Source organism: Amycolatopsis sp. NPDC088138 (assembly GCF_044741685.1).
GTDB lineage: Bacteria > Actinomycetota > Actinomycetes > Mycobacteriales > Pseudonocardiaceae > Amycolatopsis.
Map to the genome: position 1 here is coordinate 201,203 of NZ_JBIUTB010000005.1, position 14,020 is coordinate 215,222.

General features: G+C 72.2%; 14 protein-coding genes. 4 read left to right on the forward strand and 10 right to left on the reverse strand.

Annotation, left to right across the window (positions count from 1 at the left end; genetic code table 11):
* Position 1: 1 nt before the first annotated feature.
* Positions 2-211: a hypothetical protein gene (locus ACIOD2_RS27445; protein ID WP_328442949.1), complete on the reverse strand. Its 210-nt coding sequence runs from the start codon at positions 209-211 to the stop codon at positions 2-4.
* Positions 208-2,214: a Stk1 family PASTA domain-containing Ser/Thr kinase gene (gene pknB / locus ACIOD2_RS27450; RefSeq protein WP_400543848.1), complete on the reverse strand. Its 2,007-nt coding sequence runs from the start codon at positions 2,212-2,214 to the stop codon at positions 208-210. Before pknB ends, ACIOD2_RS27445 begins: the two co-directional genes overlap by 4 nt.
* Positions 2,215-2,317: 103 nt before the next feature.
* Here pknB and ACIOD2_RS27455 point away from each other — a divergent pair, with 103 nt between their 5' ends.
* Entirely contained in the window at positions 2,318-2,686 is a 369-nt protein-coding gene (locus ACIOD2_RS27455; RefSeq protein WP_323332772.1) for an Rv2175c family DNA-binding protein, read from the forward strand.
* Here the strand turns inward: ACIOD2_RS27455 and ACIOD2_RS27460 are convergent.
* Positions 2,622-4,415: a hypothetical protein gene (locus ACIOD2_RS27460; RefSeq protein WP_400543852.1), complete on the reverse strand. Its 1,794-nt coding sequence runs from the start codon at positions 4,413-4,415 to the stop codon at positions 2,622-2,624. The two genes, ACIOD2_RS27455 and ACIOD2_RS27460, sit on opposite strands and share 65 nt — an antisense overlap.
* 22 nt (positions 4,416-4,437) lie before the next feature.
* Between ACIOD2_RS27460 and ACIOD2_RS27465 the strand changes: the two genes are divergently transcribed.
* The gene (locus ACIOD2_RS27465; protein WP_400543855.1) at positions 4,438-4,959 is read left to right on the forward strand and encodes a CGNR zinc finger domain-containing protein; all 522 of its coding nucleotides are present in this window, start codon (positions 4,438-4,440) and stop codon (positions 4,957-4,959) included.
* Positions 4,960-4,999: 40 nt separating this feature from the next.
* Here the strand turns inward: ACIOD2_RS27465 and ACIOD2_RS27470 are convergent, their stop codons facing one another.
* The 5 genes from ACIOD2_RS27470 to merB are packed head-to-tail and all read right to left on the reverse strand — an operon-like array spanning position 5,000 to position 10,023.
* Positions 5,000-5,788, reverse strand: a complete 789-nt coding sequence (locus ACIOD2_RS27470; RefSeq protein ID WP_400543858.1) for an LLM class F420-dependent oxidoreductase — start codon at positions 5,786-5,788, stop codon at positions 5,000-5,002.
* Complete coding sequence (locus tag ACIOD2_RS27475) at positions 5,785-6,711, reverse strand: phytoene/squalene synthase family protein (protein WP_400543861.1); 927 nt, start codon at positions 6,709-6,711, stop codon at positions 5,785-5,787. The genes ACIOD2_RS27470 and ACIOD2_RS27475 overlap by 4 nt, the downstream gene beginning before the upstream one ends.
* Entirely contained in the window at positions 6,708-8,180 is a 1,473-nt protein-coding gene (crtI, locus tag ACIOD2_RS27480; protein WP_400543864.1) for a phytoene desaturase family protein, read from the reverse strand. Before crtI ends, ACIOD2_RS27475 begins: the two co-directional genes overlap by 4 nt.
* A 1-nt stretch (position 8,181) precedes the next feature.
* Complete coding sequence (locus ACIOD2_RS27485) at positions 8,182-9,273, reverse strand: polyprenyl synthetase family protein (RefSeq protein ID WP_400543867.1); 1,092 nt, start codon at positions 9,271-9,273, stop codon at positions 8,182-8,184.
* Between the two features lie 60 nt (positions 9,274-9,333).
* The gene (gene merB / locus ACIOD2_RS27490) at positions 9,334-10,023 is read right to left on the reverse strand and encodes an organomercurial lyase (protein WP_400543870.1); all 690 of its coding nucleotides are present in this window, start codon (positions 10,021-10,023) and stop codon (positions 9,334-9,336) included.
* A gap of 95 nt (positions 10,024-10,118) precedes the next feature.
* On the opposite strand from merB, the gene ACIOD2_RS27495 reads away from it, so the two are divergent.
* Both ACIOD2_RS27495 and ACIOD2_RS27500 read left to right on the forward strand, forming a co-directional pair.
* A complete protein-coding gene (locus tag ACIOD2_RS27495; RefSeq protein WP_400543873.1) occupies positions 10,119-11,003 on the forward strand; it encodes a methylenetetrahydrofolate reductase in 885 nt (294 codons plus the stop codon).
* A gap of 41 nt (positions 11,004-11,044) precedes the next feature.
* Positions 11,045-12,730, forward strand: a complete 1,686-nt coding sequence (locus ACIOD2_RS27500; protein WP_400543876.1) for a DUF885 domain-containing protein — start codon at positions 11,045-11,047, stop codon at positions 12,728-12,730.
* Between the two features lie 46 nt (positions 12,731-12,776).
* Here the strand turns inward: ACIOD2_RS27500 and ACIOD2_RS27505 are convergent, their stop codons facing one another.
* Positions 12,777-13,058: a hypothetical protein gene (locus ACIOD2_RS27505; protein ID WP_400543879.1), complete on the reverse strand. Its 282-nt coding sequence runs from the start codon at positions 13,056-13,058 to the stop codon at positions 12,777-12,779.
* A gap of 41 nt (positions 13,059-13,099) precedes the next feature.
* Entirely contained in the window at positions 13,100-13,879 is a 780-nt protein-coding gene (locus ACIOD2_RS27510) for a hypothetical protein (protein WP_400543882.1), read from the reverse strand.
* Positions 13,880-14,020 lie beyond the last annotated feature (141 nt).

Sequence of the window (14,020 nt, forward strand, 5' to 3'; positions counted from 1 at the left end):
GCTAACGCGTCAGTGGTTGCCACCGTTCGACATAAACCGTGCGGGGAGGTTCGAAGTCCACGACGAGCACCTGGGTGCCCGAGCTGAAGGTCGCTTCGGGGTCGATCGGGTAGGCGTAGAACGCCTCGGTCCCGCCGCGGACGTTCAGCAGCACCTCACCGATCAGGCCGGGGCCGATCGTGCCGGTGACCCGGCCGCGGCTGCCGATCATCCACCGAAGCCCTTCAGCTTGACCTTCGAGCCCTTCTGGACGAACGAACCCGGCTGCGGGTCCTGCTGGAAGACGAAGTCGAACCCGCCGCCACCACCGCGGCCGCGGCCGCCGTCGCGATCGGCCTGGAGCCCGGCCTGCTCGAGGATCTTCTGGGCGTCGTCGAACGACTTGAACCGGACGTCCGGCACCTGGACGGCGTTGTTGACGAACACGCCGATCCGCTTCGCCTTCGCCGGCGAGTTGGCCGGCGGGTCGGTCCGGGTGACGGCGCCGCCCGGGACGTTCTGGTTGAACTCCTCGCCGGCCTGGAACGGCTCGAACCCGGCCTGCTGCAGGACCTGGAACGCCTCGTCCTTGCTCCGCCCGGCGACGTCCGGGACCGGCGGCAGCGGGATCGGGCCCTTGGACACGATGATCGTGACCTGGCCGTTGATGTTCAGCTGGCTGCCCGCGGACGGCTCGGTGCGGATCACCGCGCCCTGCGGGACGTCGGCGTCGAAGTCGTCGGTGCCGCGGACCGGGGTCAGCTGCGCGGTCTTGATCGCCTGCTCGGCGTCCGGCAGCGCGGTGCCGGGGCGGATGTCCGGCACCGTCGGGCGGCCCTTGGACAGCACGACCGACACCGTCGAGTTCGGCGTCAGCGTGGTGCCCACGGCGGGCTCGTTGCGCAGCACGGTGTTCGACGGCACGGTGTTGCTGAACTCCTGGCTGAACTGCGGCGTCAGCTTCGCCGCGCGCAGCGCGTCACCCGCCGCCGCCTGGTTGAGCCCGACCAGTTGCGGCACCGTCGAGGTCTTGTCGCCGCCGGTGTCGGTCAGCATGAAGATGAACGCCGTGAGCAGCCCGCCGAAGAGCAGCACGGCGCCGGCGATCAGCGCGATCCGCTTGCGGTTGTCCTTCGGCTTCTCGGGTTCCGGCTCGCTGCGGCGCCGGGGTGGTCGCGGCGGGACGTTGCCGGCCGCCGGCAGGCCCGGCGGCGGGGTACCCGGGTGGTTCAGCGCCCGCGTCGCGTTCGGGCGATGCACCGGCATCGTCTTGGCGGTGTCGGGCAGCACCTGGGGGATCCGCGGCAGCGTGCGCTCGGTGTCGGCGACGTCGCCCAGGCCGTGCGACACCGGGACCGGCACGGTCACCGGCAGCAGGCCCAGCTGCGCGCGCACCGCGGTCAGCTCGGTGAGGAACTCCCCGGCGTCGGCGGGCCGCAGCGCGGGGTCGCGCCGGGTGGCGCGGGTGATCAGCTCGTCCAGCGCGGGAGGCAGGTCCGGGCGCAGCTCGCTCGGGCGCGGGACGTCGTCGTTGACGTGCCGGTAGGCCACCGAGATCGCGGTGTCGCCGGTGTAGGGCGCGCGGCCGGTGAGCATTTCGTAGAGCAGGATCCCGGCCGAGTAGACGTCGCCGCGCGAGTCGGCCGCGCCGGTGGTGACCTGCTCGGGGGAGAGGTAGGCGACCGTGCCGAGGATGACGCTCGAGCTGGTCGTCCCGGCGCTGGCCACGGCCCGCACCAGGCCGAAGTCGGCGACCTTGACCACGCCGCCGGTGTTCGGCCCGGACCGGCCGATCAGCACGTTCTCGGGCTTGACGTCGCGGTGCACCAGCCCGGCCCGGTGCGCGGCGGCCAGCGCCGACAGCACGGGCTCGGCGACGCTCAGCGCGAGCGCGACTTCGAGCGGGCCCCGCTCGTCCAGCAGGTCCCGCAGGGTGCCGCCGTCGACGAGCTCCATCACCAGGAAGGCGACGCCGCCCTCTTCGCCCTGGTCGTGCACCGCCACGACGTGCGGGTGGTGCAGCTGGGCGGCGGACTGCGCCTCCCGCACGAACCGGTCGACGAACGACCGGTCGTCCGCGAAGCGCGGATCCATGATCTTGATCGCGACCTGGCGGTCCAGCCGGGTGTCCGTCCCCCGGTAGACCGCCGACATCCCGCCGTGGGCGAGCAGGCTGTCCACGCGGTAGCGCCGCTCGAGCAGCGTGCCGACCAGGCTGGGATGGGTGCGTGTCACGAGTAGGGATCGTACGGAACCCGGCACGCCGCGTGGAGGAGACCTCGCGGGTCACCCGAGCGCAGTAGCGGGAGAAGGGGGCGAATGTGGCACAGTGTCACCTGTGAGTGGGATTCCTGTCGCCGAAGACGTCCTCGCCGCCGACATCGCGGTGCTGCCGCTGACGGAAGTGGCGAACGCCCTCGGGACCTCGGTCAACAAGGTCCGCCAGCTGCTGCGCGAGGGAGAGCTGATCGCCCTCAAACGCGGCGGCGAACTGGTCGTGCCGAGCGCGTTCCTCGTCAAGGACGGCGTGGTCAAGGGCCTGTCCGGCACGATAACGGTGCTCGCCGACTCCGGCTTCAGCCGCACCGAGATGCTCCGCTGGCTCTTCACCACCGACGACTCGCTGCCCGGCAGCACCCCGGTCAACGCGTTGCGGACGAGCCACGGCACCGAGGTGAAGCGGCGCGCCCAGGCGATGGCCTTCTGACCTGGCTGAACGCGGCCAGCAGCTGAATCGCTGCGGCCGTGATCAGGCACGTTCCCGTGCCGGCGGCCGACAGCGGCCCGGCCACGGCCGCTCCGACGGCCAGGCCGGTGATCTTGACGCTCGCCGCCGTCGTGAACACCTGAGCCCGGACTAGCTCGGGAGTCTCCCGGTGCCGGATCGCGAACAGGGCCGTGAGCTGCGACCCTTCGGCGAATCCGGCCAGTACCGCGGCGGCGATCAGGAGTGCTGGGCTGTTCGCTGTTGCCGCTAAAGCGCAGCTCGCGGCCAGGACCAAGGTGCTCGCCCAGACGACCGTGTCCGGTTTCCCCCGGAAGACGGCGTTGGCCAGCAGCGACGCCACGGCGAGCACGGTCATGAGCAGCGCGCCGTTCGCGGCCCCGCCGAGGTGCGCGGCACCGAGCAGGGGATAACAGACGGTGACCATACCGATCCCGGCGCACGAGAGTGTGGACGTGATGGTGGCCCGCCGCAGCGGCGCGTTGCGCAGGACAACGGTGAAGCCGGCCTTGAGCTGTTCCTCGAGCCGGGTGGCTTTCGGCCGGGGCCTCCGGGGGAGTCGCCACGCGACGGGGAGGGCGGCGGCGACCATGGCGACCGCGACGGCGAGGGCGGTCGAGGCGCCGGCGAGGTTGGCGAGCAGCCCGGCGAGCCCCGGTCCGGCCAGAGCAGCGGCGGTGAAGGTCATGGCATCGAGGCGGCTCGCGGTCGCGAGGACGGGGTTGCCGACCGGCGGTGGCTGGTTGATCGAGGCCGCGGTGCCCGCTGCTGAGGGCTTGTCGGCAGCCGAGAATGGCCGGGTCGGCGGTTCGCCCGCGGCCGAGCGCGGCTGGGGCTCCCGGTCACCGGTGGTCGAGGTCAGCTGAGGCCACCCGCGCGAGCTGCCTCTCGCAGCCGAGGGCGGCTGATCTGCCTCGCCACTCGTGGCCGAGGGCGGCTGAGCGGACCCGCGACGTGCGGCTGGGTGCGATCCGTTGTTCGTGGCCGAGGGCGGCTGGTCTGGCTTGCTGCTCGCGACCGCCGGCAGTTGACCCTGCTCGCGTCTTGTGGCTGGGTGCGATTCGCTGTTGGCGGCCGAGGGTGGCTGGTTCGGCTCGTTGCTCAGGACCGTCGGCAGCTGATCCGGCTCGCGTCTTGTGGCTGGGTGAGATCCGTTGTTCGTGGCCGAGAGCGGCCGGTCTGGCTCGCTGCTCGCGACCGAGGGCGGCTGAGCGGACCCGCGACGTGCGACCGGGTGCGATCCGCTGTTCGCGGCCGAGAGTGGCCGGTCCGGCTCGACATCCATGACCGAGGGCAGCTGAGCCGGTCCGCGATTCGCGGCTGAGCGCGGCCGCCCACCCACCACGGAGGGCAGCTGCGCCGTCCAACCGCCCGCGATGGCCGGGTTGAGCAGGCCCGTCAGCACCGCCAGCCCCACCACCGACCACAGCGGCAGGTGCCCGAACACCACCGTCACCAGGGCGATCCCACCCGCGTACCCGGCCAAGGCGACCGCGAGCAGCCGGCCGGGCGCCGGGCTGCGGTCCAGCAGCACTCCGAACACCGGGCTACCCGCCGCGGCCGCCGCCGTCAGCCCGGCCAGCAGCGCCGATCCGGCACCCGGGCCGGCCGTCAGGCCCAGCAGCAGGAGCGCGGGCCCGGACAGCTCGTCGCCGGTCCGGGCGAGCGTTGCGCCGGTGAGGTACCCGGCGAGTCTGTAACGGCTTGGCACCGCCAAGACGTTACAGTGGGGTATGGCCGTTCCGCACCGGGATTCCGTCCAGCGCGCCGTGGACCTGCTCGCCGTGCTGCTGCCCCCGCACGCCGAGGCGGCGGAGGTCGGGCGCGTGCTCCAAGCCCACGGCGAGCCTCCGACGACGCTCTCGGAGACAGACCTGGCGAAGCTGCGCGAAGCAGCACGAGAACTCCGCGAAGTCTTCGCAGCGTCCGACGTCGCCGAAGCGGCTTCAGTGCTTAACCGCCTCTTCGCGGCGTACGCGGGCCCGCCCCGCCTGACCGACCACGAAGACGGCTTCGGCTGGCACCTGCACATCGACACCGCCGACGACGGCCCGTGGGACCGCTGGCTGGTGACGTCGTCCGCGCTGGGCCTGGCGACCCTGCTGGCGGACCGCCAGGGCCCGCCGGGCGGCCTGTGCGCGTCACCGTCGTGCGGCAAGCCGTTCGCCCACCTCGGCGGCGGCAGCCCGCGCCGCTACTGCTCGCCCCGCTGCGCGACCCGGGAGCGCGTCGCCGCCCACCGCACCAAAAAGTGAAGGCCACCTCCGGCAGAGGTGGCCTTCACGGGAACAACACTCAGCCGTTGTTCTTGTCGCGCCAGGCGATCCACGACTTGAGCAGGCCCAGGTCGTAGTCCGGGCCGCCCACGCCGACGGTGAACGTCGAGACGCCCAGGCCCAGCAGCTTCGGGCCCAGCTCGTCCGGCTCACCCTGGACGCCGCACGAACGCTCGATCTCGGCCGGGTCGCGGCCGACGTCGGCGCAGTGCTGGTCGAGGATCTTGACCTTGCGCTCGACGACGTCCGGGTCGCCGAAGCCGTGCCAGATGTCGCCGTGCTTGGCGACCAGCTTCAGGGTCTTCTTCTCGCCGCCGCCGCCGATGAGCACCGGGATCTTGCGCGTCGGCGCGGGGTTCAGCTTGCCGAGCCGCGCCTCGATCCGCGGCAGCGACTCCGCCAGGTTGTCGAGCCGCCCGCCCGCGGTGCCGAATTCGTAGCCGTACTCGTCGTAGTCCTTCTCGAACCAGCCGGAGCCGATGCCGAGGATGAGCCGCCCGCCGGAGATGTGGTCGACGGTGCGGGCCATGTCGGCCAGCAGCTCGGGGTTGCGGTAGCTGTTGCAGGTCACGAGGGCGCCGATCTCCACCCGCGACGTCGACTCCGCCCAGGCGCCGAGCATGGTCCAGCACTCGAAGTGCTTGCCCTCGGGCTCGCCGTACAACGGGTAGAAGTGGTCCCAGTTGAAGATGATGTCGGCGCCGAGCTCTTCGGCGGCCGACGCGGTGCGCCGGATGGTGTCGTAGTCGGCGTGCTGCGGCTGGAGCTGCAGCCCGATCCGGATCGGTCGCTTTGCTGCTGAGGTCATGATCGCAGCCTACGACCGGCACCGAGGGTCTCGCGCGCCAAGACCGCGGCGAAGGCGGGGAGCGCGACCACCAGCCGCCGCGTCTTCGGCACCACCGCCCGCCGCGTCAGGACGTCGTGGTCCAGCGCGGCGATCTCGTCCAGGATGCCCTCGTACAACGTCAGTGCCGTCCGCACGCACGGGCGCGATTCCGGGCGCAGCAACGGAACCCCGGCTTCGGCCCGCCGGTACACCGCGCGGGTCCGTGCCACGAAGTACGCCATCGCCGCGCGGATCCGCGGGTCCGGGCGGCGCTGCTCCAGGAGCTCACGCGTGACGCCGAACGCGGCCAGCTCGTCCAGCGGCAGGTACAGCCGGCCGCGGTCGAGGTCCTCGCCGACGTCGCGCAGGAAATTGGTCAGCTGGAACGCCTCACCGAGCGCGATCGCCCCCGGTTCGGCGTCGGCGAGCGGGCCGACGGTGCCGAAGACCGGCAGCATCTGCAGCCCGATCACCGCCGCCGAGCCGTACATGTACTCACCCAGGTCGGTGAACGTCGCGTACTCGATCGGCTTCAGGTCCAGCCGCATCGAGCGGAGGAAGGCGTCGAACAGGTCCTGGGTGATGCCGTACCGGTGGACCGTGTCGGCCAGCGCCGCGAGCACCGGGTCGTCCGGGGTGCCGCCGTCGAAGACGACGTCGACCATGGCGCCGACGCGGTCCAGCTCGGCCGCCGGGTCGGTGCCCGGTTCGGGGTTGTCGACCAGCTCGTCGGCCATCCGCGCGAAGCCGTACAGCGCGTGCGCGGCCGGCCGGGCGCGGGCCGGCAGCAGGCGGGTGGCCAGGAAGAACGTGCGGCCGTGGTGGGCGTTGAGCCGGCGGCACGCGACGTAGGAGGCACGCAGGGCCGGGTCGGTGATGCCGGCGGCGTCGAGCTCGTTCACTTCCCGGTGATCCGTTCCGCCGCGAGCCGTCCGGAGATGAGCACCGGCGGGATGCCGACGCCCGGCGTCGTGCCGCACCCGGCCAGCACCACGTTGCCCGCCGCGCGCACCAGGTTGGCGGGCCGGAAGGGGCCCGTCTGGGTGAAGGTGTGCGCCAGCGAGAACGGCGTCCCGGCGGTGAGCCCGCGGGCGGCCCAGTCCGCCGGGGTGAGCGTTTCGTCGACGGTGAACTCGTCGCCGAACCCGGTCAGCCCCCGCGCCTCGAGCGTGCGAAGCAGCTCTTCGCGGTACGGCCCGCGAACCCGGGCCCAGTCGATCGGCCCGCGGCGCAGGTTCGGCGCGGGCGCGAGCACGGAGACGATCTCGCCGCCGTTGCCGGCGAGCCCCGGGTCGGTCGCCGTCGGCCGCGTGACCAGCAGGGACGGGTCGCTCATCAGCCGTCCTTCGCGGATGATCTCGGCGAACGTCCGTTCCCAGGCGGCGCCGAAGTAGATCGTGTGGTGCCCCAGGTCCCACGCCTTCGCCGTGCGGCCGTGCAGGACGACGGCCGAGGGCGAGTAGCGCAGCGGCAGCGGCCGTCGCGGCCGCGCTCCGATGAGCCGGTACGCCGTGCCCAGCTCGGTGGCGAGCACGACGGCGTCGCACGGGATCCGCTCACCCGAGCGCGTGCGGACCGCGCGGACCCGGGACGAGACGCGCTCGAGCCAGGCGGCTTCGGTACCGAACCGCACGTCCGCACCCGCCCGCACCGCCGCGCCGGTCAGCGCCCGGCCGATCTCGCCCATGCCGCCTTCGGGGTAGTACACGCCGCCGACGGTGTCCATGTACGAGATGACGCCGTACGCGCCGATCGCGCGGGCCGGGTCGAGGCCGGCGTAGAGCGCCTGGAACGTGAACAGCCGCCGGACACGCTCGTCGCGCAGGTAGCGGGCGACGCGCGGGCCGAGCCGGCCGAACCCGCCGAGCGCGGCGAGTTTCGCCAGCTCGGGGCGGGCGAGGTCGAGCGGCGAGTCGAAGTTCGTGGCGAGGAACCGGTCCTTCTGGACGGTGTACAGCTCGGTCAGCCAGCGTCGCAGTGCCCGGTAGCCCGCCGCTTCCCGCGCTCCGGCGAACTCACGGATCGCGGCTTCCATCGCGTCGCCGCTGGTGTGCAGGGAAAGCGCGCTGCCGTCGGCGAACCGCGCCCGGTACGCCGGGTCCAACCGGGTCAGGCGCAGGTTCTTGGACAGCGACTCGCCGACGGCGGCGAACGCCTCGTCCAGCAGCTCGGGCATGGTCAGCACGCTCGCGCCGGTGTCCACGGCGTTGCCGTCGAAGGTCTGCTGCCCGGCGCGCCCGCCCGGGGTGTCCGCCTGCTCCAGCAGCGTCACCCGGCGGCCCGCGCCGAGCAGGTGCAGGGTCGCCGACAGGCCGGCCAGCCCGGCCCCGATGACGACGACGTGGTCGGTGGACCCCTCCACGCGCCGCACGTCAGTACGTCCGCTGGGTGGCCTTGACGACCAGCCCGGTCAGCGCGGCGGGAGCCGGCTCGGCCAGGTGCGCGCGCTCGAGCGCGGCCATCGCGGCGGTGGTCAGCTCGTCGATCCGGTGCTCCACCGCGTCGACCGCGCCGACCTGCTGCAACGCCATCCGCACGGTCTCCACACCCTCGTCGGACAGGTCGGCGTCGCCGATCGCGTCCGCGATGACGGTGGCGGCCGCTTCCTCGCCCTTCTCGGCGGCCAGCTGCAGGCCGAGCGCGACGAGCAGGGTGCGCTTGCCCTCGCGCAGGTCGTCGCCGGCGGGCTTGCCGGTGACCGACGGGTCGCCGAACACGCCCAGCAGGTCGTCACGCAGCTGGAAGGCGATGCCGACCTCGCCGCCGAACTCCAGCAGCGTCTCGATCAGCTCGGGGGAGGCGCCGCCGAGCGCCGCGCCCAGGTGCAGCGGCCGCTGCACGGTGTAGGCGGCGGTCTTGAGCTTGTCGATCTTCAGCGCGGCCTCGGGGGAGGCGTCGCCGGTGGCCTGCGTGCGGACGTCGAGGTACTGCCCGGCGAGCACCTCGGTGCGCATCGCGCGCCAGGCCGGGCGGGCCGCGGCGAGCGTCTCGGCGGGCAGCGGGGCGTCGGCGAACATGTCGTCGGCCCAGGCCAGCGCCAGGTCGCCGACCAGCACCGCGGTGGCCAGGCCGAACGTCGCGGGGGAGCCGAGCCAGCCGCGGTCGGCGTGCAGCTTCGCGCCGGCGATGTGCACGGTCGGGAACCCGCGGCGGGAGTCGGAGGAGTCGATCAGGTCGTCGTGGATCAGCGCGCACGCCTGGATCAGCTCCAGGCTGGACACCGCCTGCAGCACGCCTTCGGCGTCCGGCCCGGCCGGGTCGCCGCCCGCGCCGCGCCAGCCCCACCACGCGAACGTGGGCCGCAAACGTTTGCCACCCGTCAGCACGAACCCGCTGAGCGCCTCGATCCCGGCGGCCACGGTCGGCTCGGTCTCGATGATCCGCTCGCCCGCCCGGCCGAGGAACCCGGCCAGCGCGCGCTCGACGTTGGCGGGCAGATCGACGTCGGAGACGGGCGCGTTCATGCCCTCATCCTCGCCGAACCCGGCCGCGGCCGGGCCGCCGGGGCGCCCGGATGTGGTGAATCAGACTCTTCCGCCGGGCGCCCAGAACGGCCCGGTGAGTCCGGCTTCGGCGAAGTAGGTGATCGCGTCGGCGGGCTCGCGCCGCCGGTAACCGCGCTCCAGCCGGCCCGAGTACCAGCCGCGGGCCAGGCGCCAGAGCGTCACCAGGTCGACCACGGACCCCTTGGGGTGACCGCTCGCGGCGAGCCACGCGTCCACACAGGACTCGTCGCAGAACAGCCGCTGGTGGCCGCAGGTGTGCAGCACGTCGTCCCACATCCGCGCGGCGGGCACGAGGAAGTGCGCCACCTGGGCGCCTTCCGGCGGCGCGGCGCGGTTCACGACCAGCGCGTGCGGCTGCCCGCAGCCGGGGCAGCGGGTCGCGATCAGCACCTCCGGCTCGGCGGCGACCAGGTGCGGGACGGCGAACGAGTCCCAGGCGCAGCCGCCCCACCAGAGTGTGCGCGCGCCCATCACGGAGAAGCCGAGCGACCGCGCGGCGAACGGGTGGGCCAGCACGACGTGCTCCCACTCGTCGAGCACCAGGTGGTGGGCGTCGGCGAGGCGGTGCAGCGCCTGCTTGGCCACGGCGAGCGATCCGCCCGCGGCGTCGGCCAGCTCTGGCGCGCTCGGCCCGCGCCCGCGGTCGGCGAAGGCGCGGTAGACGGCCAGGCGCACGTCTTCGTCCCAGTTCGCGTCGTCGTCCCGCACTGGGGCAGTCTAGGCCTCGAACGTGACTCGATTGTCAGTCTCGCGACGCGGACGGGGGCTCCCGCATGCCGGGCACGGGCCCTTAACATTCGGGTATGACGTCGGTGATCGAGCGGTTGCGAGGAGACGGGCCGAAGTTCTCCATCGAGTTCTTCCCACCCCGGGACCCGGCGGACGAGGCCGTCCTGTGGAAGGCGATCCGGGAGCTCGAGCCCTACGACCCGGCCTACATGTCGATCACCTACGGCGCCGGCGGCTCCAGCCGTGACGGCACGATCCGCAGCATCGCCCGCGTCGCCACCGAGACCACGCTGGTGCCGATGGCGCACCTGACCGCCGTCAACCACTCCGTCGCCGAGCTGCGCAACGTCATCGGCTGGTACGCCTCGGTCGGCGTCCGCAACGTCCTCGCGCTGCGCGGCGACCCGCCGGGTGACGTCTACGGCGACTGGGTCCCGCACCCCGAGGGCCTGAACTACGCCGAGGAGCTGGTCCAGCTCGTGCGCGAGCTGGGGGACTTCTGCGTCGGCGTCTCGGCGTCCACCTACGGCCACCCCCGCTCGCCCGACCTCGAAACGGACACGAAGTACCTGGTCCGCAAGCTGCGGGCGGGTGCGGACTTCGCGATCGCGCAGCTGTTCCACGACGCCGAGGACTTCCTGCGCCTGCGCGACCGCGTCGCGGCGACCGGCTGCGACGTCCCGGTGCTGCCCGGCGTGATGCCGCTGACGACGCTGCGGACGCTGCAGACGACGATCAAGCTGTCCGGCGCGCCGGCCCCGGCGAAGCTGCTCGACCGGCTCGAACCCCACGCCGACGACCCCAAGGCGTTCCGCGCCGCGGGCATCGACGTGATCACCGAGCTGTGCGAGAAGCTGATCGCCGAGGGCGTGCCGAACCTGCACTTCTACACGTTCAACCGGTCGAAGGCGACCCGCGAGGTGATCGCGCGCCTCGGACTGGTGCCGGCCCGCACTTAAGTCCGTACCACCTGCCCTGGTGGACCGGTAGCGTGCCGGACATGGCTTCCTCTTCCGATGGCGTGCACGGGTTCTGTGACCGCTACGTCGACGACTTCGCGGCCGCCGACCCCGTCGCCGCGACCTCCTTCGGCATCACCGGCCACGACCACCGGCTGACCGACTACTCACCCGCCGGGTTCGACGAGCGCGCCGGGATCGCCGCGCGGGCGCTCACCGCGGTGACCGCGGCCGAGCCCGCCGACGCGGGCGAGCGCTCCGCGAAGGCCGTGTTCACCGAGCGGATCGGGCTCGAGCTGGAGATCCACGAAGCCGGCCTGGACGTCGCGCAGCTCAACGTGATCTCCAGCCCGGTGCAGGAACTGCGGATGGCCTTCGACCTGATGCCGGTCGACACCGAAGCCGACTGGTCGGCCATCGCGACCCGGATCGGCGAGGTGCCGAAGGCACTGGCCGGGATCCGCACCGGCCTGCTGGCCGGGTCCGACGCGGGCCACGTCGCGGCGCTGCGTCAGGTCGCGAAGGTCGCGACGCAGTGCGAGACGTGGGCCGGGCTCAAGGAGGAGAAGGGCTTCTTCAGCGAGCTCGTCGGCGGCGCGGAGAAGCAGGGTGACGCGCTCAAGACCGACCTCACGCGCGGCGCGAGGGCCGCCGAAGAGGCGTTCGCGGAGTTCGCCGGGTTCCTCCGGGCCGAGCTGGCACCGAAGGCCCCGGTCAAGGACGCCGTCGGCGAGGACGTCTACCGCCTGTGGTCGCGGTACTTCGTCGGCGCGGCGCTCGACCTGCGCGAGGCCTACGAGTGGGGCTGGGCGGAGTTCGCCCGCATCGAGGCCGAGATGCGCGCGGTCGCGCACCGCGTCAAGGCCGGCGCGACCCCCGCGGAAGCCGCGGCCCAGCTCGACGCCGACCCGCGCTACCGCGTCCAGGGCCGCGCGGAGTTCGAGGCCTGGATGCAGAAGCTGTCCGACGACGCGCTGAAGTCGTTGCGCGGCAAGCACTTCGACATCTCGGACCGGGTGATGGGCCTGGAGTGCCTGATCGCCCCGCCGGGCGGTGGCGTCGGCGCGTACTACACCGGGCCGAGCGAGGACTTCGCCCGGCCGGGCCGCATGTGGTGGTCCCTGCCGCCGGGCCGCGACGAGTTCATCACCTGGCGCGAGACGAGCACGGTCTACCACGAGGGCGCGCCGGGCCACCACCTCCAGATCGCGACGGCGGTCGACCGGTCGGAGGCGCTGAACAAGTACCAGCGGCTGATGGCGTTCACGTCGGGTCACGCGGAGGGCTGGGCCCTGTATTCCGAGCGCCTGATGCAGGACCTCGGCTACCTCTCCGACGACGGCGACCTGCTGGGCATGCTGTCCGAGCAGCTCTTCCGCGCCGCACGGGTGATCATCGACCTGGGCATGCACCTGGAGCTGACGATTCCGGCCGGCACGGGCTTCCACGAGGGCTCGACGTGGACCCCGGACCTGGGCCTGGAGTTCATGCTGACCCGCACGATCACCGACCCCGCGCACCTGCGCGACGAGATCGACCGCTACCTGGGCTGGCCGGGCCAGGCCCCGGCGTACAAGATCGGCGAGCGCCTCTGGCTGGCCGCCCGCGACGACGCCCGGACGCGCGCCGGTGCGTCGTTCGACATCAAGCGCTTCCACACCCAGGCCCTCAACATGGGCGGCATGGGCCTGGACACGCTGCGGGACCAGCTGGCCCAGCTGGACTGAGCTTCGTCGTGCCCCTCGCCGTTCCGGCGGCGGGGGCACGACAGAGTCAGGGTTCCCCGGACGGTGGCTCTTCGCGTCTAGGATCCGAGCGCTCCGCGGCGTGCAGTTCCAGCAGCGCGAGCAGTGCCGTCAGCTGCGCCGGGGTGAACCTGCCCCGAGCGGACTTCTGGATCTGCTTCACCACCCGCCGGCGGCTCAGCTCCCGGATCACCGCGGGATCCAGGGCCTGCCGCACGACGCGAAAGACCAGCACACCGACGAACAGCAGTACTGCGTGACCGATCGCGCCCGACTCGACCGCGGCGACGATGATTTTGGTGAAGTCCATGACGGCTCCCTGCCGGATGAGCGGGGGAGCCGGCTGCCGAACTAGCGCACCACTCCGCCGCGGATGACCAACGAGCTGGACATCCGCGGTGCGCTGGGGCCTCGGGGCGCACGACCGGCACATCGAGGACGTGATTTGACCTCACCTGGTGGGTGAAGATCTCGCGAACGACGCCTGATCCGGTCCAGGCCGACACGCGATGCCTGTGCCGCGCCGGACCGCCACGACAGGATGAGCAGACGGTGGAGCAGCAGGATCCAAGGCAGTATGAGGTGAACCGGATACGAGCATTCCCCGGTGTCGCGATGAGCTCGGTCGAAGATGTCGCCGGCCCAGTCGTCCAGGACCGCGGCGATTTCCAGGGCCGGAACATTCATCAGCGCCGCTACGTGCGGCGCCGCGAAACCGGCAGGATCCGTCTTCCAGCTCTCGAAGTTCAGGCGCGAGTCGAGTCGATCGGGTGAACCCAGGCAGCTCGCCGTTGCGGTGAGCTCGGCGCAAGCCGGGCAGTCACAGGGCTTCGGGGCGTTGCTCTCGGTCGCATCCGGTCCGCTTGCCGTGAGCAGCGGGGCGAGGGCGGGCGTCCGGTGAAGGATTTCCTGCAGTATTTGCCAGAGGTACTCGGTTTTCCCAGTGCCGTTCTGGTGAGTGATGAACTGTTTCGGGTACGGAATAACCGTCGAAGGAACGCGGTGCTCTCCGAAAGGACTCGTGCGACTCCGGCGCGGTTTCGCCTCACGCGTCACCATCAATTCGTACCGAAGTGCTACCGCCTCTACAACGGACCGAAGTCCGAGGAGGTCAACACCGGCCGCTGCCATGACGACATCCTACTGCCTGCGTGGTCCGTGGGCCCGGCCCGAAAACCGGTCGCGCCCACCAGCCGGCCGCCACTAGCTTCAAGCCGTGCATCGGATCCTGTTCGTCACCCCGCCGCCCCGCGCCTGAGCGGGGTGGTCTTC

Coding starts and splice junctions, on each gene's coding strand:
- ACIOD2_RS27445 (WP_328442949.1), bottom strand. CDS start 211: ATGATCGGCAGCCGCGGCCGGGTCACCGGCACGATCGGCCCCGGCCTG.
- ACIOD2_RS27505 (WP_400543879.1), bottom strand. CDS start 13,058: ATGGACTTCACCAAAATCATCGTCGCCGCGGTCGAGTCGGGCGCGATC.
- ACIOD2_RS27470 (WP_400543858.1), bottom strand. CDS start 5,788: ATGACCTCAGCAGCAAAGCGACCGATCCGGATCGGGCTGCAGCTCCAG.
- ACIOD2_RS27485 (WP_400543867.1), bottom strand. CDS start 9,273: ATGAACGCGCCCGTCTCCGACGTCGATCTGCCCGCCAACGTCGAGCGC.
- ACIOD2_RS27465 (WP_400543855.1), top strand. CDS start 4,438: ATGGCCGTTCCGCACCGGGATTCCGTCCAGCGCGCCGTGGACCTGCTC.
- ACIOD2_RS27510 (WP_400543882.1), bottom strand. CDS start 13,879: ATGGCAGCGGCCGGTGTTGACCTCCTCGGACTTCGGTCCGTTGTAGAG.
- ACIOD2_RS27500 (WP_400543876.1), top strand. CDS start 11,045: ATGGCTTCCTCTTCCGATGGCGTGCACGGGTTCTGTGACCGCTACGTC.
- ACIOD2_RS27495 (WP_400543873.1), top strand. CDS start 10,119: ATGACGTCGGTGATCGAGCGGTTGCGAGGAGACGGGCCGAAGTTCTCC.